The organism is Christensenella hongkongensis, assembly GCF_000981035.1.
Taxonomy (GTDB): Bacteria; Bacillota; Clostridia; order Christensenellales; family Christensenellaceae; genus Christensenella; species Christensenella hongkongensis.
In genome coordinates this window covers 97312-119153 of record NZ_LAYJ01000115.1, presented here as the reverse complement: position 1 = coordinate 119153, position 21842 = coordinate 97312, and the positions used below count along the sequence as shown (strand labels likewise).

Below are 21842 nucleotides of genomic sequence, written 5' to 3'. Positions count from 1 at the left end.
GAAAAATGAGGTGGAAATGGGGAACGCAAAAGCGGAAATCAAACGCTTTTTTTGGCTAAAACTGAAAGAAGATTTTTTCGACGAGAAAAGCGTCCGGTATTTACGGAAGCTGCCGCAGGGGGACAGCATTGTCATAGTCTACCTGAAAATGCTGCTGAAAAGCCTGCGGGATGAGGGAATGATAAAGTACGAAAGAATCCTGCCGACAGCGACAGAGGAACTTGCCTTATACCTTGACGAACCGGAAACGGTAGTTGCGCTTTCGATTACGGCATTCCTGAAAATGGGGCTTGTCGAACAGTGGGATAACGATACCTATTACATGGCTGCCTTGCAGCACATGATCGGATCGGAAAGCGCGTCTGCTGAACGTGTCAGGAGGCACCGGGCGCTCAAAGCGCAGGAAAAGCCCCCGTTGTTACAATGTAACGCTGATGTAACGGAAGGTAACGGTGAAGTAACAAGCGGTAACACAGAGCTAGAGTCAGAGAAAGAGCAAGAGAAAGACAATACAGAGGATGAGGAAGAAGCGCGTGCGCGCGAGATTGCCGAATACTATTTGCCAAAGCACGTATATGAGCATTTTGCGGATCTCTTTTATAAACCGAATCTTGCGCAGCGCATCCGGCTGAATGGGTTCATAGAAACCTACGGCTACGATGAGGTGTTTGAAGCAATCGAGGAAACGGCGAGGCGGGACGTACAAAAGCCGCTTGCTTACATGGAGCAGCTTCTAAAAGATTATCGGCTGAAATATGGAGCAGGTAAAAAGTGAACACTTGCAGGCGGTACCGCTTGAACTACGGGATGCAAATGCTTTTGTGGAAAAGCTGCACAGGCACCATGCGCCGGTCTATCGGGATAAGTTTCGTATTGGATGCACAGAACATGGAAAACTGGTAGGCGTAGTGCAGGCTGCACGTCCGGTTGCGCGAAACCTTGATGATGGCAGGACGCTAGAGGTTGTGCGGTGCTGTACGGACGGAACGAAAAATGTCTGCACATTCCTGCTCGGGAGAATCAGACGAATTGCGCAGGCTATGGGATATACGAAAATAATCAGCTATATCCTCGAAACGGAGAGCGGTGTCAGCTACAAAGCGGCGGGGTGGCATAAAGCGGCAGACGTGAGAGGTCATTCATGGGATTGCCCGAACCGCCCGCGGCAAACCACGGCTCCAGTATGCAATAAGCAACGGTGGGAGCTGACGCTGTAGAGGAACGGATACGGGAGAAAAGTTACCTTTTTCAGGACAGAATTCCCGCGAAGCCCTACCCTCGCATCCCTCGCAAGCATCGCAAAATGCAGGCATTTTACAGCTTGTTAGGGGCTTGCGCCCCTAAAACCCCAAGCGGCTGCGCCGCTTAATTACACTAAATTAAGGTGGTGAAAGAATGCTAAAGCGCAGGATAAAAGCAGAAACGCGGTTGACCACTAATGAATACCTACAGCTAAAAAGAACCGCACGAAGGACGGGATTATCCATTGCTGCATATATTCGCAAATGTTGTTTGACGGACGAACGTGTTGTGGTGATCGACAGGAAGGTGATCGGCAGTATCTATGCGGAACTCAATAAAATCGGTTCCAACGTGAACCAGATCGCCCACATTGCAAATTCGGATAAGAAAATATCTGCCGACAGCATCCGGCGTGTCGAGCAATATTTCGACGAGATGAAGCGGCTGTACGATGAAAAGCTGCGATTACTGTAGACCAGGAGGTGCTTTATGAATTGGCATATACCAAAATAATCAATATCAAGAATTTGGGGCATCTGACAGACACGATCAATTATGCGGCGAACGTGACAAAGACGCTTGAAACACTTACGGAATATGCGGAAAACGAAAAAAAAACATTGGATGGAGCGCGGTATGTCAGCGCGATCAACTGCTGCCCTGAAACGGCGGCCAAAGCTATGACGGCAACCAAAAAGAGATTTGGGAAAGAGGACGGACGCGTCGCTTACCATATCATCCAGTCCTTTTTACCGGGCGAGGTCACGCCGGAGCTTGCGCATGAGATTGGAAAGCAGTATGCACAGCGGTGGCTTGGAGATTTTGAGGTTGTGATCGGAACCCATCTGGATCACAAGCATCTGCATAATCATATCATCGTAAATTCTGTATCCTGCGTGACGGGAAAGAAATTCCACATCAGTCGTGGGGACTTCTACCGCAAGCTGCGGGGGATCAGCGATGAGCTTTGCCGCGAGAATGGACTATCGGTCATCGAATATGCGGACGGTAAGAATATGACATACGAGGAATATCTGCGGCGGCATTCCGGTGGCCGAACCTTACGCGGGATCGTCATTGACGACATTGAGACTTGCATTGACAAGTCTTTTACTTTTGAGGAATTATATATCCGTCTTGAAGATTTGGGATATGAAGTTGATACCTCAGTTATGCACCCAAAGGTCAAGGCCCCTGAAGCACGAAAGGCTATGCGCCTTGAAACCCTCGGATATTCGACGGATGAACTGAAAGCACGAATATACCACCAGGAACGAAAAAGAGCGCCGCAGGCTGCCCGGAAATATTACGTCAAAAAACGGTTCCCGCGAAGGAAGCTTACGGGCATTGAAGCACTATATTTGTACTACCTGTTTTTACTTGGAAAAATACGTCAGAATCCACGCGAGGCCCGTATTCCTGTCAGCGAATACAGGAAGTTTTATTACTATAAGCGTCAATTTCTTTTTGTTGCGCAGAATAACTTCACAAAAATATCGGAGGTGGTAAGTACGCTAGAGCAGGTCAACGCACAGCTAAAGCAGCTACAGGCTGAAAAATACCGTTTGAGGAGCGCGCAGAAAAAATTCAAACCGCTATTTGATGCACACAGTATCTACGAGCGGTACAGTGCGATCCCTGACAAATTGGATGAAGAACGGCGGGTGATGCTGCAAAATGCAAAGGAGGGCATCAAGGAAAATGGGTATGAAAATAACCTGAACGCAATCAGGGAAACGCGGATCATGATACTAGGCGCAGTTACCCGGAACCGGGAAGAAATCTCACGTCTCAAACGGGCAAAACGGAGCCTTGAAGAAGTGGTCAGGTGCGCAAAGGAAATGAGAAGCAATCTTTTAGCTGCGGAGCAGCAGAAACAACAGGACAAGGCGGCAGACGGACCGGTGCGGTAAACTGGAACGATCAGCCGGTTTTTGATCGGAGGGAAAGATATGAATGTAAACGGATATGCAATGAAGGGGGTAAAAACCTTTAACACACCGGATGGCGGCGGGTATAACGCCAGTATATATTATGAGGGAAAGCGGATATGCGAGGTGCACGAGGCGGGAATGGGCGCACCGCCTTATGTGGAATGGTTCATTTCAAAGAATTTCGATCAATGCTGCGCAACCCGTGATTTTCATGATCCGGTATTGAATGAATGGTTTATTAGCGATCTATATGAATTTTGTGAGGACGAAAGACAATTCAAGAAGGACATCAAAAAGTACCCAGACGCATGTTATGTCAAGGTCGAGGATAAATCTTCTTTGCCGAAAGGATATACATTTTTTCAAGGTAAGAATTATTCGGATGAAGCGCTCAAAAAGGAGATATATAAAGAGATACCAAAGGAACAAGTTGAAAGCATACGTATATACCGGACACTGAATGACTTTAAAATTGAGTATCCAGATTTTGTAATGCTGTCTGAACGAGTAACGAAGTTTTATGAGGATTGCCTTTCGGAAGCGGGGATAGCGAATTGTATCAAAAAAGTGGAATTATCCGCAATTCACGAAAGTCTGCTAGATCCTGAATTGCGAAAAGGATTGCTTGAAAATATCAGGGAAAACATAGAACTCTTGTCCAAAACAAAAAACTTTCGACTGATTATGAATGGGGAAGAAGCGGTACGGCTATTTGTGCAGTATGAAAGAAATCTTGAACGGGTATTTCGTCAACATGAATCAAATGAGCAGGTACAGGACGGTCTTGCGGTGCAGTTAGACGAACCAAGCCAAGCAAATGACGAAAAAGAATTGTGAGGGCAAATGCTTAAACTGAATAGAGTGCTGCAAGGAGACGCATATACGGTATTGAAATCGCTACCGGCAAATTGTATTGATTCCTGTGTTACTTCCCCGCCATATTATAACCTGCGCGATTATGAAATAAAGGGACAGATCGGTAAAGAACGGACGCCGGAAGAATATATTGCAAGGCTTGTAGAAGTTTTTGTTGAAGTAAAAAGGGTACTTTGCAACGATGGAACGCTATGGATTGTCATTGGGGATAGTTATGCGGGAAGTCACCAGGGGAGGAACAAGGATGGAATACGCAATAAAACTGTCCACAACTACAAGCAAGGTACAAATATGGGTACTGTGATTGGGAAGATAACCCCCACAACAGGAGCCGAAAGCTGTAAACCGAAGGATTTAATCGGGATACCGTGGATGCTGGCTTTTGCTTTGCGTGATGCTGGATTTTATTTGCGGCAGGAAATTATATGGTATAAGGTGAACCCGATGCCCGAAAGCGTCAGGGACCGATGCACCAAAGCCCATGAAACGGTATTCCTGCTTTCAAAATCGCGGAAGTATTATTATGATGCGAAAGCGATTGCCGAACCTATGGCACAGAGTTCCCGTATGCGGTTAAGCCAAGACGTTGACCGTCAAAAAGGGAGTATGAGAGTCCCCGGAAAAATCAACGGCAACATGAAGGCCGTTGCTCCAAAATATTGTATCAAATCTGAAAACGGAGAACAAACCATACTGCGCAATAAACATTCTGTGTGGACCATTGCGACACAGCCTTTTGGCGGTGAACATTTTGCTACCTACCCACCTGAACTTGCCAGGCAATGTATATTAGCGTCCTGCCCTGTTGGTGGAACGGTTCTTGATCCATTCTTAGGTTCTGGAACTACCGCTTTTGTAGCATTCAATCATGGGCGTAATTATTTGGGAATAGAACTAAATCCCCAAAGTGTTGAATTGGCGAATCAGAGAATCAGAGAGGAAACAGGACAATTATCAATATGGAATCAAGAATTGTTGACGAATAATGAAGATGAGGTGATGCTGAAAGCAGAAAAGGATTCCACTCAGGAGCAACAATAAAATATATCCTGACTATAAAGCAGGATAAAAGAAAAATTGGCGGCAGACGAACCGGATCGCTTAACCGGAACAGTCTGCCGCCTTTTTTTGTCGGCAAGGAGGTAAATATGCTGATCGAAAACACATTATTTGGGAAAAAAACAAGGTTGAAGAAGCGATTAAAAGGTATCAGGCGTTCGAGCCGGAGGAAGGATACTGGCTCGCGTTTTCAGGCGGGAAGGATTCCTGCGTCATCAAACGTCTCGCGGAGATGGCGGGGGTAAAACACGAGGTCCATTACAACGTTACATCTGTCGATCCCCCTGAGTTGGTACGATTCATTAAAGCTATGCCGGAGGTCGCTTTGGATATACCGCACTACAAAGACGGGTCCGGCTTCATTACCATGTGGAACCTGATACCGCGAAAGATGATGCCGCCAACCCGCTTAGTCCGGTATTGCTGCGAAAAGCTGAAAGAATCAGGCGGTAAAGGGCGTTTGACAGTTACAGGAGTTAGATGGGATGAAAGCCTGAATCGAAAAAAGGGGCATGGCGTTATCACAGAAATGACGGGCAGCAAGAAGAAACGTGGGTTGGTGCTTAACGATGACAACGACGAAGCACGGCGCATGGTTGAGATGTGCTACCGGACTTCAAAGACAATTTTGAACCCAATCGTCGATTGGACAGACGCCGATGTATGGGAATTTATCAAGACAGAGAATATCCCTTATTGTGGGCTTTATGACGAGGGATATAAGCGACTCGGTTGTATTGGCTGCCCTATGTCAAACAGGCAGGAACAGGAGTTGGAGCAGTATCCGAAATACAAGGCTCTTTACCTGAAAACCTTTGAACGAATGCTGGAAGTCAGGAAACAAAGCGGCAGGGATGACCTGATAAGAGGTAATTGGATTTCGCCGGAACAGGTATACCTTTGGTGGCTTGGAAAATTGCCCAAAACAAACCCTGACCAAATATCTTTTGAACTTTAGGATGGCGATGAAGCCATCAGACAGGAGGAAAGAACTTTTATGAAGTTTGATGTAAAAATTAAGGACAAAAACAAATACACCACGCATGAAACTGTAGCTATTGGCGACAGGCATATCCTGCTTGCAGAATTGCCGGGGAAAGCAGAACCGTTTATGGTATTGGAGCGCAGGCACATTTCGGATTTGCCGGAATATGGAAATATGGAAAGCTATGCGACATATCTTGAAGCATATCAAAAATTTGCGGATAGAATCCAAGAACGAATCGCAGATATTCTCGCGTTCCGTAAGGAAAATGGCATTGAAGAAGGTGCGCTAACCGCAGATATATGTATTCCTGAAAGTCAGGATTTGGATTATGCAGGAGAGTATGTACTTCTGAAAGCGGACAGCCTTTTGCCGGAATACCGTGTGGCACAATATCAGATCGTCAAAGCGACAGGCGGCTTTGGATGTTCCCCAAATGCCAGGGGGACGGCAGTGTATGGGGAGAACCTGTTTAACGGCCAAACAGAACGATTTGAGCGGTATGAGATCGAGGGTATCATCGATTCTGAAAAAATGCCGGAGTGGGCGAAAGAAAAGAAACAAGAGTTGGAAAGTCACGAAAAGGAGCCGGACATTGAGCCGGAACGCTAAAAGGAGGTTTACAAAATGGAAGGAGAAGCAGCTAGATTTATTCCAGGGCGCGGAAATCGTCATGCAAATGGGGCGTGGCGCAGGAAAGATTATGGTATTCCTTTTCAAATTTAGGAGGTTGTTATGGAATATGATTTTAAAAAGCGGGAAAAGCCGGGTGGATATACGATCAGAGAAGCGATATGGCTTGCCGGACGGGATATTGTAATCGGCGAAAAATTAGACACAAAAGAATCACTCGTGTGGCTTGGAGAAAAAGTTGACACAGAAAAACCATATGTGGTTACAGAACGGCTGCAAACCTCCATATATATCCAATATTCTGATGCACAGACCTTTGATTCCTATCTGGAAGCATTTGAAAATGTTGCCGACAGGATCAAGGAAAAAATTAACGAAATTAAAAAGCACCGTGCAGCATGTGGAATCGAGGATCATTACCTCACGCAAGATATTTGCATTCAAGGGAGTGCACAATGCGATTATCAGAACCAATATGTGTTAATCAAGGCAGAATGTCTTGCGCCGGAATTTCGTGTCGAACAATATCAGATTATGAAAGCGGAAAGTGGAAATGGTTGTTCGCCACATGCAATAGGTCAATCTGTTTTTGGGATGAACCTTTTTGAAGAAAGAGACGTTCGCTATGATCGCTCAGATATTGCAGGAATTATCAATCCTGAAAAAATGCCGGAGTGGGCAAAAAGCAGGATACAGGATAAGATAATGCCGGACAATGAACCGGAAAGAGAGGTATAGCTATGGAAGGAGAAGCGGCCAGATTTATATTTCAAGGAACGGAGATCGTCATGCGCGCCGGACAGGGCATGGGAAAAATCATGGTGTTTCTTGTAGCAGCGTTAAAGAAACGAAAGGTATTCAAAGGGGAAACATCGCTGAAAAAGATACTTCGTATGGGTGCGTCTGTGATGATCGGCAGCATACCCAAGGAGCGAATGGATGAGTTTTTAAGCCACATCAAAGAATACGGCCTGCTGTACGCGACAGTAGACAACCCCGAACAGAATGCGGTGGACATCATGTTTCCCTCGCAGGACTTGGCAAAATTCAACCAAATCGCAAAACGAATTGGCGTCACCGTGGACAGTAATAAAATGGCGGAAGCGACGGTTGAAGATGTGCGCGAAAGCACGAAGGAGAAATTGGAGCGCAACGCGGCGTTCCTCGATGCGCCGGAGCCTGCCCCCTCAAATTGCACGATCAGCGATATGGACATCGAGACGATCCAAGAGACCGTTGGGGAAATCAACCGAAACAACGAGGAAGCATATACGCCGGACAACTGGAAAGCTTATCTTGAGATGCAGGCCGTCTTGTACGATTTTTCGAGCAAAAATCAAAACCTTATTTACGAAGCAAAGCCTGACGCAACGATGGTTATGTCAAGAACCCGTTGGCGCGCGATTGGCCGGGAAATCGCGGACGATGCAGATAAAATCATAATCAAGAGACCTGTGAAGAAAGACGGGAAAACAGAATTTGTGGATGCTGTTGTCTACGACGTACAGGATACGTCCGGCAAGGCTGTTGGATTTGGCTCATATTTTGAAAAACTTACGTCGGAAACGCTTATTGAAGTAAACGAACGATTCAAAAAAAAATATCCGGTGGAGGTTTCCGAAACACTCGGACAGGACGCTTTGTTTTCACCGGAAAAAAAGAAAATATTACTGAAAGAAGGGCTTTCACCGGAGCAGGAGTTTCAGGCGTTGCAGCGCGAAGCGATCTATGGACGGTGCTTTAAACAGCAGGGAGCGAAGTATACGCGGGAAGAAAATGCTTTCCGCGCAGACAGCGTTGTTTATGCCCTGTCCGTCAAGTATGGCCTCGATACCGCGAACATGGATTTTACGCAGCTTGATGAAATACCAATGGAGAAAGCGGACAAGCTGTTTTCAGACAGGGTGAGTGTCCTTGCGGATATTGCGGATAAGAAAAAAGAACTCAAGGAAATGATCCCCATAACAAAGGAAATGGACGTGATGACACTGTGATGGACAAAAAGACGCTGAAATCGTCGGTCATCATGTGGGGCGTGCTTCTCGGCGGGATGTTGTGGTTCGCCGTGAAGCTCGCTATGAGCTATGAAATAGGGATCACATTTGAGCAGTTCAAGCAAAATTTTATGATAAACGCCGCAAATATATTCTACTTCAAAGCCGCCGAGCACACGGCGGCTTTTGTAGTAGTAGTTGTTGTGATCTGGCTTGTGCTGCTGTCAAATTACCTTTTCCGTGCCGGTCTGTATATGCACGGTAAAGAGCATGGCAGCGCGGGGTTTGCCAATCTCAGGGAATTGCAGCGTAAATATGTGCAGGATGAAAATATCATCCTGTCTCAAAACCTTTCGATTGGACTGGATATGTACCGGCACCAACACAATCTCAATATTTTAGTGGTCGGCGGCAGCGGGAGCGGGAAAGGACGGGGATTTTGTATACCGGGGCTGATTTCGAATACCCCCGATTTAAGCTATGTTTGCTCCGATCCGAAAGGGGAAGCCCTGCGAAGTACAGGCCATGCCCTTGAGAAAATGGGATATGTAGTGCGGGTGTTAAACCTCATAGACATGAAAAATTCCATGCGGTACAATCCATTCCGCTATTTGCGAAAGGACAGCGACGTTATTTCCCTCATCACAAACTTCATACAGAACACAACGCCAAAGGACGCGCACAATTCCGATCCGTTTTGGGAGAAAGCGGAAATCGCTTTACTTCAAGCCCTTATGTTCTACCTATGGTACGAAGCGCCGAGCAACGAACAAAATTTTGCGATGATGGCGGAAATGCTGCGGTATGCCGAGGTGCGGGAAAAGGATGAAAACCATAAAAGTCCGCTGGATATGCTGTTTGAGGAACTGAAACACAAGAACCCCAACCACATTGCCTGCCGTCAATATGATATGTATAAGCTTGCGGCGGGAAAAACGGCAAAATCCATTCTTGTGATGGCGGGAGTGTCGCTGTCTCTTTTCGGGATCGAGGAAGTCATTGAACTTACCTCAGAGGACGAACTGCGTTTCAGTGATCTTGCGGAAAAGAAAGTAGCGTTATTTTGCATTACCTCAGACTGTGATCCGTCCTTTGACTGGCTTGCGAGTATGCTCTATACACAGATGTTCCAGGAGCTTGAGTATATTGCGGATAACAGGCCGGATGGACGGCTTGCCCGCCATGTGCGGTTCATTCTGGACGAATACGCCAATATCTCGATTTCCTCCGGGCAGTCAAACGACGGCGGTCAAAAAGTGCTTTCGACGTGCCGCAGCAGGAATTTCAGTATGAATATCGTGATTCAAAACATAGCGCAGCTCAAAGGCTTGTTCAAGGACACGTGGGAGAATATCACCGGATGTTGTGACGTGATGCTCTACCTCGGTGGAAATGAACAGAGTACGCACAGGTACGTGGCCGACGAACTCTCCAAAGCTACGATTCGGTATGATACATACGGAAAATCCGCGAACAACCTCAATACCAATATCAATATCACAGGAAGGGAGCTTATGACGCCCGGCGAGATAAGGGAGCTTGACCGGAAGGATTGTATCGTCCTGATTGCAAATGAAAAACCTATAATCGACAGGAAATACGACCTGATGAAGCATCCTAACATTAACCTTGCTCAGCAGGGCGGCGCCCCGCCGTATTATTACAGGCGGGATCGAAACAAAGCTGCCTGATGGCAGTCGCACCTTGAAAACTGAATAGGAGAAACAGCATGGAAAGAAGAAAAAACTTAAAGATTGTTGTTATGGTGGTCGTTATGCTGACCATCATTTTTTTTGCCCAAACGGCGTTTGCCGTAGATATACAGCAAGGCATGGATCCGCTTGAAGCGATGAACAACCTTGTGGATTTCATCCTTTCAATCGTTACCGTCGTGGGTGTCATCGCGCTCATATGGGGCGGCGTACAGCTCGCACTTGCACTTAAATCACAGGATGCGTCGCAGCGCACGAACGCGATCCTTTTTCTGGCGGGCGGCGCAATTATGGTCGGAATCAAGTTCGTGCTGCAGGCAATTGGAGTATCGGTATGACAGCGGCGCTAAGGAAAGGAGGTGGGGTAATTGGAGTATAGCGTATTATGGACGATCCAAATGGGCTTATCTTTCCTCAATAATTGTTTTGGGGATGTGAAAGCCCTGCTGATGACAGCCCCCGCCGATTATGCCGGTGGGGCGATATGGGATGTGGTCGTCAAAATCAACACGGGAATACAGGGGATCGGCTACGGTCTCCTGGTGTTGTTCTTCCTGATGACCTTTTTCAAGACTACGAGCAATTTTAAAGACCTTTCGATCCAACAGGTGATCGGCTGGATTGCGCGGTTCCTGATTGTGAAATTTGTGATCGACTACGGAATACAGGTTTTGAATTTCTCAATCAACGTTTCAATGGGGATCAACGACACGATTTTCCAGAATGCGACGGACTTTGAATTTGCACAAATATCCCCGGAAGTGATCGAAGCGGCACAGCAGATGATGAGCGCAAATTGGTGGGAACAGATCGCGGCAAATTTCCAGTCTATCCCGATGGGGCTGCTTGGTATGATCGGCAACATCATTATGTGGGCGGCGGGGATATGCCTTGTGGTCTGTACTTACCTGCGCTTTTTCCGCTTGTTCATCTATAGCTGCCTTGCCCCGGTTCCGCTCTCGACGCTCGGCAGCCCCGAAACAAGCCAAACAGGGAAGCATTTCCTCAAGGCTTACGCGGCGGTTTGTCTTGAAATCTGTGTGATCGCGCTTGCTATCGTTATATTCACGGCGATGGCGTCAAACAGCGCGTTCATCTTTCCATCATGGGAAGCGGGGAACACCAACGCCAACTTTACCTATTGGAATACGCTGATCAATTATTTGTTCCAGATCATGCTGCAATCGGTGATGCTGGTGGTGGTCGTGATGTCCGCGAACAGGTTCATCAGGGAAATGCTCGGCGTATGAGGAGGAAAATATGGAAACGACAGTTATAACAGACATATCCGAATATCAGGAAAACATAATCGCGGGGATGAATGGGCGGCAGCTTGCCCTCAGCATCATGGGGATCATAATAATCATTTTGTCCTATACGACAGTGACAAAGTACCTGCCCTTGCAGGCAGCAAGCTATTTGGCAATCGGGCTTGGGCTTCCCTGCTTTCTGTTCGCGTTCGCGCGGCCCCATAAAATGCGGCTCGAGCAATTCATCGCGATTTGGCTCGAGAGCGAACTGCTGTCCTTCAGGAAGCGGTGGTATATCTCGGAAAACAGCCTGTATGAAGCAATCGCAGGAAACGATACTCATAAAAAGGAGAAGAACACACATGGCACAGTGGAAACCGAAACAGAGTAAGCCCGTGTATAAAAGACCAAAATCCGTACAAAAAAGCATTCCGATCAAAGCCGTTCATCCGAACGGTATTTTTGAACATAACGGCGCGTTTACGATGACAGGCCGGTTTACGGATGTAAACTATCAGGCGGCGGCGCCGGAGGAACAAAAATATATTTTTGCGGGCTATCAGGAGCTTTTGAAATCCTTTGATATTGACGAGCTGATGAAGATAACGCTCGTGAACAAGAAGGTCAACGAAGCGACCCTGCACGGGGATATGTTCCTGCCGCTCAAAGGCGATGAGTTTGACGAATACCGCGAGGAAATCAACAGGGTAAACCGCCGCCGCGCGACGGAAGGCACAAACAACATCGTACAGGAGAAATACATCACGGTCACGACTCACAGGAAAAAAGCCGCAGACGCGCAGCCGTGGTTCACACGCATGGAAAGCACCCTCAAAGGCGCGCTTTCCAAAATCGACAGCAATTTTGAACGGATGGGTACAGAGGAACGCCTGAAAATCTTTTATGATTATTTTCGGGCGGGTGAGGAAGCGCAGTTTCATATTGACAAGGAGCTGATCGGAAAACGCGGCCATAGCGTGCGGGATTATATCGCGCCGGACGGTATGGAATTCCACAACGATTATTTCAAAATTGGGAAGCGGTATGGGCGCGTCCTGTTTTTGGGAGAATACCCCGCATACCTGCGGGACACGCTTATCACAGAACTGATGAGTCTGCCAAAAGAGATGATGCTTTCCATTGATATGATCTCAAAATCCCGTGAAGATTCCTTACAGCAGGTACAGCGGAAATTGCTTTCCGTTGAAACAGAGATCGGAAACTCAACAAAAAAAGCGAACGAGCAGGGCAATTACAACGCCACGGTTCCGCCCCGGCTGGAAGAAAAACGGAACGGCCTGACAGAGATCATACGTCTGATCCGGGAATACGACCAACGCATCGTATGGGCGCAGGTCAATCTTTTTCACATGGCAGATTCGCTGCGTGAATTGGATAACGACACAGAAGCTATTGTTGCGATTGGGCAGGGGTATATGTGCCGGTTCCAAACAGCGATGTATCGGCAAGAATGCGGGCTGAATACGGTGCTGCCATACGGATTATGGTATATGGATTCCCTGCGCACGCTAACCACTGAGAACGCCGCGACCCTGCTTCCGTTTGTGTCGGAGGAAATATGGGACAAAGGCGGGATATGCTATGGCATCAACATGATCAGCAAGCATTTGGTGATCGCGGACAGGCGGGAGCTGCTTACGCCGCACTCGGTTTGGGCGGGGCTGCCCGGCGGGGGCAAGTCAATGGGATATAAGCTGGAGTTTACAAATGTGTTCCTCAATACAAACGACGATATTCTGATCCTTGACCCGGAACGGGAGGCATTTCCTGTTGTCAAGATGTTTGGGGGAGAAGTGCTCCATATGTCTGCGGGTTCGCAGATGCACCTAAATGCACTCGATATGATGCAGTATGTGGAAAAAGGCGATGATCCGCTCGCGATCAAAGGAGAATTTGTCCTGACGATCATTGAAATGGCGATTGGCAGGGGAAACATCACGCCGAAACAGCAATCCATTATTGACCGTTGTGCGCGGCGGGTTCTGATGAGCGGCATGAGCGGGCGCAGGAAGAATCCGGTGACGCTGCGGGATTTGTACCAAGCAATCAAAAAGCAGCCGGAGCCGGAGGCACAGGATATTGCGACGTGCATGGAGATGTATGTGCTCGGTTCGCTCAATATGTTCTCAAAGGCGACCAACGTGAATACGAAATCCCGGCTTCTTTGTTACGACATCCGCGATCTTGGAGAGAAGTTGAAACCCCTTGCGATGACGATTGTACTTGATGCGATCCAAAACCGCGTTGCATATAACCGCTCGATTGGAAAACGAACGTGGGTATACATTGATGAATTTTGGCTGATGTACCGGGACGAATACACCGCAAAGTTTTTCGACGCCTTTTACCGCCGGATGCGAAAGTATGGCTGCCTGATCGGCGCCATGAGCCAGAATGTATCTTCCCTGCTCCATTCGGAATATGGGCGGGATATGATTTCAAACTGCCAATTCCTGATGCTGTTTTCGCAATCGGAATCGGATAGGAAAGCCCTCGGCGAATTGCTCAATTTATCCGAACGTCAAATGGATTACCTTTCAAACGCGAAAGCAGGGTGTGGACTGATGCGGCGTGGTTCCGTGGTCGTACCTTTTGACGGGCGGTTTGATCAAGACACCAAATTGTACCGCGCGATGACAACCAAAATCGAGGAGGTGGACACGCTTGCAGGATAAGCGGGAACAAGCAAAACGGATTGTTCACAGTATTCATGCTGAACGCGCGCGAAACATCCGCCTTTCCCCAAGCGTTATGAACCGCGAAGAAGAACTCCAAAAGCTACGGCCTCAAAGTTTAGGAAAGGGCGGTTTGCGTAATACGCAGGCTGCCCTTAGCCTTGTTAAGAAAAAAATGGCAATGGCACATTACGATTCTTCGCCGGAGCAGGCTGTGGGGAAGGAACTATTCGAGGACACGAAAGCAACGGCGAATGCCGTCGGCGGCGTTGCGCGGGATATAATTTCCCGCCGAGTGGGAATGCCGCTCAATGAAAGGGGGAGACGTCCTGCGGCATATAACAGTCCACCTTCAGTATCGTCAAATACGGGGAAAGCCGCCGAAATGGTGCGCAGGGAACGGGCGAAAAATGCTGTTGTACGGGAAACGAAAAAAGCGGCGGTTAAGACAGCAAAAAACACGGCGAAAAAAACAGTGAAAAAAGTCGTAAGGAGTGGGGCGGGCACAATGAGGAAAGGCGTATCTATTGCATTGAAAATGCCTTTTGTCGGGCTGCCCATCCTGATTGCCGTGCTTCTCGTGGCTATTATTGCCCTGATTACGATGGCAATTTCATCCTCACCGACGGGCATATTTTTTTCAGATAACGAGAAAAATCCGAATCAGGTGAAAAGTATCGTGGAGCAGGTCAACAACGAATGGTACAGGGAGCTTGCGGCAAGGCACCGGGAATATGAGACACAGGGATATACCGTTGACGTCAGCTACGGTGCGGACATTGGAGATGAGGGGGGCAGGGTAGATAATTGGGTGGATTGCCTTGCGCTCTACGCTGTTATTTCAAACGACAGCAGCAACGCGCCGATAGGGTTTAGCGACGGGGATATTCAGGAGATACGAAACCTGTATTTTAAAATGAATCCAATCAATGTAACGATATGGACAGAAGAACCGGAGCCTGCTGCAACAGGCGCACAGCGCAGTGTACGCGCTCTTGCTTCCCATACGCCTTTGCCGCAGGCAAGTATGCACGCTGAACTCAATGTGACGAATCTGCGGTATATTCAGATGCTTGATGAGTATAACCTGAGTGAAGAACAAAAGGAAATGCTCCAGTTTCTCGTGAGCAGCGAAAATGCCCCGCTTTGGCGTAAATTGGGAGTGGATTATTTCGGAATGACAGACGCCGACATTGGGAATATATCTGATATTGTGAAGAACCTCCCCAAAGGCACGCTTGGCGGAGATATTGTGGAAGCAGCTTTTACAAGGATTGGAGATCCTTACAGTATGGAACTACGCGGGCAGGGAAATTACATCGACTGTTCAGGATTGACACAGTGGGCGTATGCGCAAGTGGGGATAGAGTTGCCTGCTACGGCTGCGGATCAGGCAAAATATTGCGTGGATAATGAGAAAGTGATCGACGAGATCCAGTTACAGGCAGGAGACCTTATCTTTTGGTCGTATCCCAACAGCAGCAGGGTAAAAAAGCGGTTTATGGCGATTGGACACGTCGCTGTTTACGTTGGTGACGGAATGATGATCGAAGCTGCCCCATCTGCGGGCGGCGTTGTGTACCGCGAGGTTTCAGTGCAGGGGACGCCGTTTATGTATGGCAGACCGTATGTATAAGGAGACGAACATGAAAACATTGGTTGTAAATCTTTTCGGCGGCCCGGGAGCGGGAAAAACCGCCGCCGCTTGGGAAATCGCAAAAATTCTGAAAAAAGGAAATGTCTTGACTGAATATATTCCTGAATATGCGAAGGATCTCGTTTGGGCGGAACGCTTTGACCTCTTGGACGGCAGCTTTGCACATCAACTGCGGATATTGGAAGAACAAAACAGGCGGCTTAAATGCGTTCAGGGGAAGGTGGATGTAGCGGTTACAGATTCGCCGGTGATCCTTGGATTGATTTACCAAAAATATCCGAGTGAGGATTTAAAACGCGAAGCGTTCAAGGCATATAACTCCTATTTCAATTTCAACCTGTTTATTGAACGCCCAAAGAATAGGCAGTTTGAGCAGGCGGGGAGGATTCACACCGAACAAGAAAGTTTGGAAAAAGACAGGGAGATCATAAATCTGCTGAAAGGCAATAGGCTGTATTATGGAACATATTCAAGGGATTCTGAAAAATTGATCGTGAAAAATATAGTTCGGCATATGCAACGGATAAACAAAATGGAAAGGCAGGACAGTATGGGAGAAAAGAACGAACCCATTTTATGTAAAACGCAAGCGCATATTCACTCATTGAACGGTGAATTGAGGGAAGCGACGATTATTAAGAAAATTGGGGACAATGACTATTTAGCTGAATATAACGGTGTGCTCTGCCATGCGATTTTCAATGTGTATGTCGGAAAATATTATGTAGATGACAAATATGCCGTTATCAAAGAGAAAACATCCGTGAAAGACAAATTAGATAGACTGGAAATGACGAACGGACACACCGATGGGCCGATGAAAATAGTAGATGAATTAACGCCGGAAAAGTAAAGGAACGCCTCCCGCTTCGGCGGGAGGCTCTTTTGTTATTTCTGCTCAGATGAAAGAGCGTTATAGAAGGCTTCTTCCAACGCATCTAAATTTTTGCCTTGAATTGCTTTTTTTTGCCACCTCCAGTATAGCCGTTTGAGACGACCGCTGCTCTTGGTTATCATATAATGAACCGCGTTGACTTCCTTAGAATAACTTTCAATCGTAGCGTTCTGAAATTTGATAAATACTTCCGACGTTTTGCCGGAATCGGGATTCAGGATAGAATTGATTTTTGCAGATTGAATCCGGTCCTGAGCGTATTCTATGCTGGCTAACAAAAATTGCTCCATGAGCGGCAAATCTTTTGTTTTGATAATGGCAGCTAAATCACCACGGCCATCATAATACCTGTAATGATTGATCCTGAAAGTCAAATATAAGCTGTCAAAATAATGAACAACTGCGCCTTTCTTTAGGGCATTACTATAAATTGCCGGAAGGGATTTTTTCCTGTTGTTTCCATCAATATAAATAAGGCAGTCTATATTTTGTAGCATTGCCTTTTGCGGAGCATCCGAATTCATAGATATAAAGATACCTGAATATGGAGCCAGATCCTCCATGAAAGTTATGAAATCGTCCTGATCGGGCGAACAATAAACCAGGGCGCTTATATCATCACTTTTTATCTCATCGCGCATTTCCGATACCAACGACATAAACGTAATATCCGAATCATTGTTCTCGGATACGCAGAAGCTACCGACATTCTTTTGATACAGGTATTCTATATCGCAGCGAAGCGCCGCGCGTATGCGTTTGCTGTAATAGGGGAAATCGTCCTGTTTGCTACCAAGTTTTCTGAACGAATCAGCCCGTACATCTAAAAATCCGCATGATTGTGTTTTTTCCATAATTCTTCCTTTACTTCGTCCCGATAAAAGTAATACTGTTGACTATTCCGATAAAAATATCCTCATTCATTTGCGGTCCTGTGATCGTGAATATTTTCGCCTGGCCGCCGTATTCCGATTTAAAAATTCCGGTGCTGCCGTCCTGGTCGATAAAGTATTCAACGTTCTTCTTATCCATTGTCTGTGTAATCCCTTCTGCCTGAGGCTCGCTGTCACTTTCCATATAGCCGGTGGGTATATTATCCTGTTCATATAGGAAAATGCTTGAGCCATTGTAATCGTAAATTGATTTGTCATAGCCGAAATCAGCAACGCTTTCGCGTCCTTCAAAACGCACATCAGGGGAGGAGATAATATAGCATGGAAGGTCACCGCTCTGAACGACCTCCTGCATTTCGGCCACACGCTGCATGACCTGTTCCTCTGCGTTGACTTTTGGAGTTGTAAAAACTGAAAAGAGGACCACCACGGAAACGGCGCAGCAGGCAGCGCCCACAAGCCACTTATGTAGACGCTTTTTTTGACTTGTTTCCCGCTCGATCAGGAAATCCATTTCCTTACGGATTTCTTCTGGAAAGAGGTCAGGTGTGATATTTTGTTCTAATCTCTTTTTATCGGCAGGTTTCATCCAAATGCACCCTCAACAATTCGCTTATCTTCCGCTTATCACGATACAGCCACTTTTTGACAGTTTCATATTTCAGTCGTAATGCCCTTGATATTTTTGTTGCCCCGTACCCGCCAATGATATTGAGATATAACGCCTTTCCACGTTCGCTTGGCAATTCCGCAATGTATTCACGCAGAATATCCCTGATGATAATCTTATCCTCGATATTCCCATCAACGGAGTGATCGACCACATTCCCAAACTGTCCCGAATTTGTGTATTCCAGAAAGGCCGCATTATCCGGCTTTCGATAGTAGTCTGCGGCGCAATTCTGCGCGATCCGTTTCAGCCATTTTCCAAAGGCGGCAATATTGTCAAGGGTTTCGTAACTGCGCCATGCCTTTTGCATCGTTTCCTGTAAAATATCTTCAGCGTCATCGTCGGAATCCGAAATAGTAAGTATAAACCGTTTGATATATTGCTCATATTTTTGCCAAAGCTCCCAATCCATACAAATATCCTGATTATGCGTGTCCCCATTTCCATCATTTCATACGTCTTTATATATAGGGCTGTCAAAAATACAATTTAAAGGAGTATGTCATGAAAAAAAGAGTAATATCGTTCTTAATCGCTTTGATGCTCATTGTTTGCTCGATGCCTGCCTATGCTGCGCAGGCTGGAAATGAAGCGTTGGCAGGACCGGAGATCCAACCGCGGCTGCTGACAAATATATCCGTTTCCCTAAGCAAAAGCGGTTCTCAGCTTAAACTTTATACGTCGGTGATTTGTAATAACACCGACGAGCGAATCTACCTGACCGTTTACCTGCAACGATACCGCAACGGATCGTGGCAGAATTATTCTGCTTATACCGCCCAGGGGACAGGGGATTGCCTGATCGCGAAATACGTTTCGCCGCCAAGCGGTTACTCGTACCGGATCTATGCTGTAGTATCCAATTCGAGCTTGGCTACAAAGTATTCAGACTCAGTATATTTCTAAAAGAGTAATCCGTCTTTCCATTTGACAGCCTGTTTGCCGGTACGAACCGGCGCAGATCAGCAAGAGGCAGTAACTCATGACGCTGTCCTGCACCGTCCGCACCCCAGTTTACTCAGACGCCCAATGGAGGCGCAATTTCATTATATCATCAAATTTGGTTATAAAACAATATAATTAATAAACAAACACGTCAATCATTTAAGAGGTATAAAGATTACACTATTTATATGAGTAACAGTGAGGAAAAATTAAGAGAGTTTATTTCCAATAGGGTAAAGGAACTTCTGAAAACGAAAGGATCGCCAACGCAGAAAACAGTGAGCGGTTTAATTGGACATGGTGAAAATCAGCTTACCCGGTTACTTACCAAGAAACATACTCCCTCAATCCTCATTGTGTACGACCTGTGCAACTATTTTGGAATCACGTTGTCAGAATTTTTTAAGGAAGATTATAGCGGAGATAAAACAACATCATCACTCGTGAAGTTGTTAAGCGACAAGTATGATGCCGATGTCATAAATAAGCTATATGATCTCCTTGATTCTTTGGATAAAGCGACGGTAAAAGTATTGTTGTCATCTTATGCCGATTACCATCAATCCAAAAATGCAGACAAAAAGTAAGAGGGGAAATTGATATGAGCGAACCGAATATGCAGGATATTATGGATGTATTAGTTGGAATGCACCAACGTTTTGATAGTATAGACCAACGTTTTGATAAGCAGGATGAACGATTTGATAATATTGATGAACGATTAAATTCTATAGAAAATGATGTTCTTGCTGTTAAATTGGACAATGAGAACGTGATTAAGCCTGCTATTCAAACAATAGCGGAGAATCAAACGCTCCAGATCAAAAAACTGGAGGATATGCAAAAGGCCGTAGAAGTGATCCCGGATTTGGAAATGCGGGTGGATAACCTTGAAAAGGCATATCGTGAGGATCATTCGTTCAAGGCTGTAAAATAACGACAAAAGCAAAATCCATTGTGAGCGAGGCCATTCTTCGGGATGGCCTTTTTATGTTATCCATAATTTAATATTAAAATTCGTCATTTTTAACGCTATGTGGTAACAACGGAATATATAATGTCCAATACACCCTCAAACCAAGAATATCTGGAGAGAAGTAATGGACAGAATTATATTGCACAGCGATCTCAATAGTTTCTATGCAAGCGTGGAGTGCCTGAAAAATCCTGAATTGCGAAATGTCCCAATGGCTGTCGGCGGTTCGACTTCGGAACGTCACGGTATTATCTATGCCAAAAACGAGTTGGCAAAAAAGGCCGGTGTGAAAACAGGACAGGCACTTTGGGAAGCACACCAGGTATGCGACGGACTTGTGATTGTTCCACCGCACATGGAAGAATATATTGCTATCTCAGAACGTGTACGGGAAATCTATAATCGGTTTTCCTGTACGATTGAGCCGTATGGAATTGATGAGTGTTGGATTGACTGCACAGGCAGTACAAAACTCTTTGGAAGCGGCGTAGAAATTGCACAACAAATCATGGATACGGTAAAAAGAGAAATAGGGATGACAGTCAGCATCGGCGTCAGCTTCAATAAAATATTCGCAAAATTTGGCAGCGACTATAAGAAGCCCGCCGCGATCACGGAGATTACTCATGAGAATTTTAAAGAAATTATTTGGCCCTGCCCTGTGGAAGATTTATTCGGCATTGGCAGACGGCGCAAGAAATCCCTGAATTGGAAAGGAATATATAAGATCGGTGAGATTGCCAGATACGAAAGAAACCACTTAGTCTCTTGGTATGGAAAGGTTGGCGGCGAACTTTGGGATGCTGCTTGCGGTCTTGATGCAAGACCGGTTTCCCCATATGGTTATGTACCGCCTATAAAAAGTATAAGCAGCGGGATCACTTGCACATCGGATTTAGTCAACGCTGAAGAAGCAAAAAAGGTAATTTATGATCGGAGCGTAAATATTTCTCACAAACTCCGTAAGCATGGGTTGGCCGCGCGCGGCATTGAAATCAGTGTGAGGGATATTAACTTGCACTCATGGACATTTCAAGGTCAAATACCATATGTTACCCAGGCATGGCATGATATAGCGGAGCAGGCGTTTATCCTTTTTTGTAAGAGGTATCGGTGGAGCAGCCCGATCCGCTCGCTTACGGTTCGCGCAATAAATTTGGTTTCTTCCACGCAGCCAGAGCAGCTTTCCTTGCTTCACGATCAGGAGAAGCGTACCAAAAACGAAAAGCTCGAAAAAGTGATGGAGACGATCAAAAAGCGGTTTGGTAAGCGCGCAATTCTCCCCGCCATGCTCCTAAAAGACACAAAAATCCCTACCGATAGCCCCGGCGAATTGATGAAAATGCCGAATATGATCTATGGATAAAATAAATAATATCATTCCTTGACATTCATTAAGGCAGGAAATACAATAAGGCGTAGGGA

Annotated in this window: 24 protein-coding genes; 21 read left to right on the top strand and 3 right to left on the bottom strand. The window is 46.3% G+C overall.

Annotated features, from left to right (window positions below; genetic code table 11):
• Window positions 1–16 precede the first annotated feature (16 nt).
• The 17 genes from CHK_RS12600 to CHK_RS16400 all read left to right on the top strand — a co-directional run bounded on the left by CHK_RS12600 (window position 17) and on the right by CHK_RS16400 (window position 16891).
• On the top strand, window positions 17–775 hold the full coding sequence (locus CHK_RS12600; RefSeq protein ID WP_160295673.1) for a phage replisome organizer N-terminal domain-containing protein: 759 nt from the start codon (window positions 17–19) through the stop codon (window positions 773–775).
• Complete coding sequence (locus CHK_RS12595) at window positions 756–1217, top strand: XF1762 family protein (RefSeq protein WP_046444417.1); 462 nt, start codon at window positions 756–758, stop codon at window positions 1215–1217. The genes CHK_RS12600 and CHK_RS12595 overlap by 20 nt, the downstream gene beginning before the upstream one ends.
• A 178-nt stretch (window positions 1218–1395) precedes the next feature.
• The gene (locus CHK_RS17185) at window positions 1396–1716 is read left to right on the top strand and encodes a plasmid mobilization protein (protein ID WP_052740579.1); all 321 of its coding nucleotides are present in this window, start codon (window positions 1396–1398) and stop codon (window positions 1714–1716) included.
• A 20-nt stretch (window positions 1717–1736) separates the two neighbouring features.
• The gene (locus tag CHK_RS15845) at window positions 1737–3155 is read left to right on the top strand and encodes a relaxase/mobilization nuclease domain-containing protein (protein WP_052740578.1); all 1419 of its coding nucleotides are present in this window, start codon (window positions 1737–1739) and stop codon (window positions 3153–3155) included.
• A gap of 159 nt (window positions 3156–3314) precedes the next feature.
• Window positions 3315–4013, top strand: a complete 699-nt coding sequence (locus CHK_RS12580; RefSeq protein ID WP_131924946.1) for a hypothetical protein — start codon at window positions 3315–3317, stop codon at window positions 4011–4013.
• 6 nt (window positions 4014–4019) lie between these two features.
• The gene (locus tag CHK_RS15840) at window positions 4020–5093 is read left to right on the top strand and encodes a DNA-methyltransferase (RefSeq protein ID WP_082103551.1); all 1074 of its coding nucleotides are present in this window, start codon (window positions 4020–4022) and stop codon (window positions 5091–5093) included.
• 250 nt (window positions 5094–5343) lie between these two features.
• Window positions 5344–6069 carry a phosphoadenosine phosphosulfate reductase family protein gene (locus CHK_RS12570; RefSeq protein ID WP_235843845.1) on the top strand — a complete coding sequence of 242 codons (726 nt, stop codon included), beginning with the start codon at window positions 5344–5346 and terminating at the stop codon, window positions 6067–6069.
• 39 nt (window positions 6070–6108) lie between these two features.
• Window positions 6109–6708: a hypothetical protein gene (locus tag CHK_RS15835; protein WP_052740576.1), complete on the top strand. Its 600-nt coding sequence runs from the start codon at window positions 6109–6111 to the stop codon at window positions 6706–6708.
• Between the two features lie 123 nt (window positions 6709–6831).
• Window positions 6832–7467 carry a hypothetical protein gene (locus tag CHK_RS12560; protein ID WP_046444414.1) on the top strand — a complete coding sequence of 212 codons (636 nt, stop codon included), beginning with the start codon at window positions 6832–6834 and terminating at the stop codon, window positions 7465–7467.
• Between the two features lie 2 nt (window positions 7468–7469).
• The gene (locus tag CHK_RS12555) at window positions 7470–8723 is read left to right on the top strand and encodes a DUF3801 domain-containing protein (RefSeq protein WP_046444413.1); all 1254 of its coding nucleotides are present in this window, start codon (window positions 7470–7472) and stop codon (window positions 8721–8723) included.
• Complete coding sequence (locus tag CHK_RS12550) at window positions 8723–10414, top strand: VirD4-like conjugal transfer protein, CD1115 family (RefSeq protein ID WP_052740575.1); 1692 nt, start codon at window positions 8723–8725, stop codon at window positions 10412–10414. Before CHK_RS12555 ends, CHK_RS12550 begins: the two co-directional genes overlap by 1 nt.
• A gap of 38 nt (window positions 10415–10452) precedes the next feature.
• Window positions 10453–10773, top strand: a complete 321-nt coding sequence (locus CHK_RS12545) for a TrbC/VirB2 family protein (protein ID WP_046444412.1) — start codon at window positions 10453–10455, stop codon at window positions 10771–10773.
• Window positions 10774–10803: 30 nt separating this feature from the next.
• Entirely contained in the window at window positions 10804–11685 is an 882-nt protein-coding gene (locus CHK_RS12540) for a hypothetical protein (RefSeq protein WP_046444411.1), read from the top strand.
• Window positions 11686–11695: 10 nt separating this feature from the next.
• Complete coding sequence (locus CHK_RS12535; protein ID WP_046444410.1) at window positions 11696–12076, top strand: PrgI family protein; 381 nt, start codon at window positions 11696–11698, stop codon at window positions 12074–12076.
• A complete protein-coding gene (locus CHK_RS12530; protein ID WP_046444409.1) occupies window positions 12048–14381 on the top strand; it encodes a VirB4-like conjugal transfer ATPase, CD1110 family in 2334 nt (777 codons plus the stop codon). Before CHK_RS12535 ends, CHK_RS12530 begins: the two co-directional genes overlap by 29 nt.
• 76 nt (window positions 14382–14457) lie before the next feature.
• On the top strand, window positions 14458–16017 hold the full coding sequence (locus CHK_RS15830; protein WP_160295670.1) for a C40 family peptidase: 1560 nt from the start codon (window positions 14458–14460) through the stop codon (window positions 16015–16017).
• A 10-nt stretch (window positions 16018–16027) separates the two neighbouring features.
• Window positions 16028–16891, top strand: a complete 864-nt coding sequence (locus CHK_RS16400) for an AAA family ATPase (protein ID WP_160295668.1) — start codon at window positions 16028–16030, stop codon at window positions 16889–16891.
• A gap of 35 nt (window positions 16892–16926) precedes the next feature.
• Here the strand turns inward: CHK_RS16400 and CHK_RS12515 are convergent, their stop codons facing one another.
• From CHK_RS12515 to CHK_RS15825, 3 genes are read right to left on the bottom strand one after another with little or no spacing between them, the layout of a single operon-like run.
• Window positions 16927–17787: a hypothetical protein gene (locus CHK_RS12515; RefSeq protein ID WP_046444408.1), complete on the bottom strand. Its 861-nt coding sequence runs from the start codon at window positions 17785–17787 to the stop codon at window positions 16927–16929.
• Window positions 17788–17797: 10 nt separating this feature from the next.
• Window positions 17798–18415 carry a hypothetical protein gene (locus CHK_RS12510; protein WP_046444407.1) on the bottom strand — a complete coding sequence of 206 codons (618 nt, stop codon included), beginning with the start codon at window positions 18413–18415 and terminating at the stop codon, window positions 17798–17800.
• On the bottom strand, window positions 18399–18908 hold the full coding sequence (locus tag CHK_RS15825; protein WP_052740573.1) for an RNA polymerase sigma factor: 510 nt from the start codon (window positions 18906–18908) through the stop codon (window positions 18399–18401). Before CHK_RS15825 ends, CHK_RS12510 begins: the two co-directional genes overlap by 17 nt.
• 92 nt (window positions 18909–19000) lie before the next feature.
• On the opposite strand from CHK_RS15825, the gene CHK_RS12500 reads away from it, so the two are divergent.
• The 4 genes from CHK_RS12500 (at window position 19001) to CHK_RS12485 (ending at window position 21783) form a co-directional block, all read left to right on the top strand.
• On the top strand, window positions 19001–19402 hold the full coding sequence (locus CHK_RS12500) for a hypothetical protein (RefSeq protein ID WP_046444406.1): 402 nt from the start codon (window positions 19001–19003) through the stop codon (window positions 19400–19402).
• A 227-nt stretch (window positions 19403–19629) separates the two neighbouring features.
• Window positions 19630–20028, top strand: a complete 399-nt coding sequence (locus CHK_RS12495; protein WP_046444405.1) for a helix-turn-helix domain-containing protein — start codon at window positions 19630–19632, stop codon at window positions 20026–20028.
• Window positions 20029–20042: 14 nt separating this feature from the next.
• Window positions 20043–20378: a hypothetical protein gene (locus tag CHK_RS12490; RefSeq protein ID WP_046444404.1), complete on the top strand. Its 336-nt coding sequence runs from the start codon at window positions 20043–20045 to the stop codon at window positions 20376–20378.
• Window positions 20379–20541: 163 nt separating this feature from the next.
• A complete protein-coding gene (locus CHK_RS12485) occupies window positions 20542–21783 on the top strand; it encodes a DNA polymerase Y family protein (protein ID WP_046444403.1) in 1242 nt (413 codons plus the stop codon).
• Window positions 21784–21842: the final 59 nt, after the last annotated feature.

Bases quoted from the DNA above. Each gene is read 5' to 3' on its own strand.
- CHK_RS12600 (WP_160295673.1), top strand. From the start codon at position 17: ATGGGGAACGCAAAAGCGGAAATCAAACGCTTTTTTTGGCTAAAACTG.
- CHK_RS12595 (WP_046444417.1), top strand. From the start codon at position 756: ATGGAGCAGGTAAAAAGTGAACACTTGCAGGCGGTACCGCTTGAACTA.
- CHK_RS17185 (WP_052740579.1), top strand. From the start codon at position 1,396: ATGCTAAAGCGCAGGATAAAAGCAGAAACGCGGTTGACCACTAATGAA.
- CHK_RS12580 (WP_131924946.1), top strand. From the start codon at position 3,315: ATGGGCGCACCGCCTTATGTGGAATGGTTCATTTCAAAGAATTTCGAT.
- CHK_RS15840 (WP_082103551.1), top strand. From the start codon at position 4,020: ATGCTTAAACTGAATAGAGTGCTGCAAGGAGACGCATATACGGTATTG.
- CHK_RS12570 (WP_235843845.1), top strand. From the start codon at position 5,344: ATGGCGGGGGTAAAACACGAGGTCCATTACAACGTTACATCTGTCGAT.
- CHK_RS15835 (WP_052740576.1), top strand. From the start codon at position 6,109: ATGAAGTTTGATGTAAAAATTAAGGACAAAAACAAATACACCACGCAT.
- CHK_RS12560 (WP_046444414.1), top strand. From the start codon at position 6,832: ATGGAATATGATTTTAAAAAGCGGGAAAAGCCGGGTGGATATACGATC.
- CHK_RS12555 (WP_046444413.1), top strand. From the start codon at position 7,470: ATGGAAGGAGAAGCGGCCAGATTTATATTTCAAGGAACGGAGATCGTC.
- CHK_RS12550 (WP_052740575.1), top strand. From the start codon at position 8,723: ATGGACAAAAAGACGCTGAAATCGTCGGTCATCATGTGGGGCGTGCTT.
- CHK_RS12545 (WP_046444412.1), top strand. From the start codon at position 10,453: ATGGAAAGAAGAAAAAACTTAAAGATTGTTGTTATGGTGGTCGTTATG.
- CHK_RS12535 (WP_046444410.1), top strand. From the start codon at position 11,696: ATGGAAACGACAGTTATAACAGACATATCCGAATATCAGGAAAACATA.
- CHK_RS12530 (WP_046444409.1), top strand. From the start codon at position 12,048: ATGGCACAGTGGAAACCGAAACAGAGTAAGCCCGTGTATAAAAGACCA.
- CHK_RS15830 (WP_160295670.1), top strand. From the start codon at position 14,458: ATGAACCGCGAAGAAGAACTCCAAAAGCTACGGCCTCAAAGTTTAGGA.
- CHK_RS16400 (WP_160295668.1), top strand. From the start codon at position 16,028: ATGAAAACATTGGTTGTAAATCTTTTCGGCGGCCCGGGAGCGGGAAAA.
- CHK_RS12515 (WP_046444408.1), bottom strand. From the start codon at position 17,787: ATGGAAAAAACACAATCATGCGGATTTTTAGATGTACGGGCTGATTCG.
- CHK_RS12510 (WP_046444407.1), bottom strand. From the start codon at position 18,415: ATGAAACCTGCCGATAAAAAGAGATTAGAACAAAATATCACACCTGAC.
- CHK_RS15825 (WP_052740573.1), bottom strand. From the start codon at position 18,908: ATGGATTGGGAGCTTTGGCAAAAATATGAGCAATATATCAAACGGTTT.
- CHK_RS12500 (WP_046444406.1), top strand. From the start codon at position 19,001: ATGAAAAAAAGAGTAATATCGTTCTTAATCGCTTTGATGCTCATTGTT.
- CHK_RS12495 (WP_046444405.1), top strand. From the start codon at position 19,630: ATGAGTAACAGTGAGGAAAAATTAAGAGAGTTTATTTCCAATAGGGTA.
- CHK_RS12490 (WP_046444404.1), top strand. From the start codon at position 20,043: ATGAGCGAACCGAATATGCAGGATATTATGGATGTATTAGTTGGAATG.
- CHK_RS12485 (WP_046444403.1), top strand. From the start codon at position 20,542: ATGGACAGAATTATATTGCACAGCGATCTCAATAGTTTCTATGCAAGC.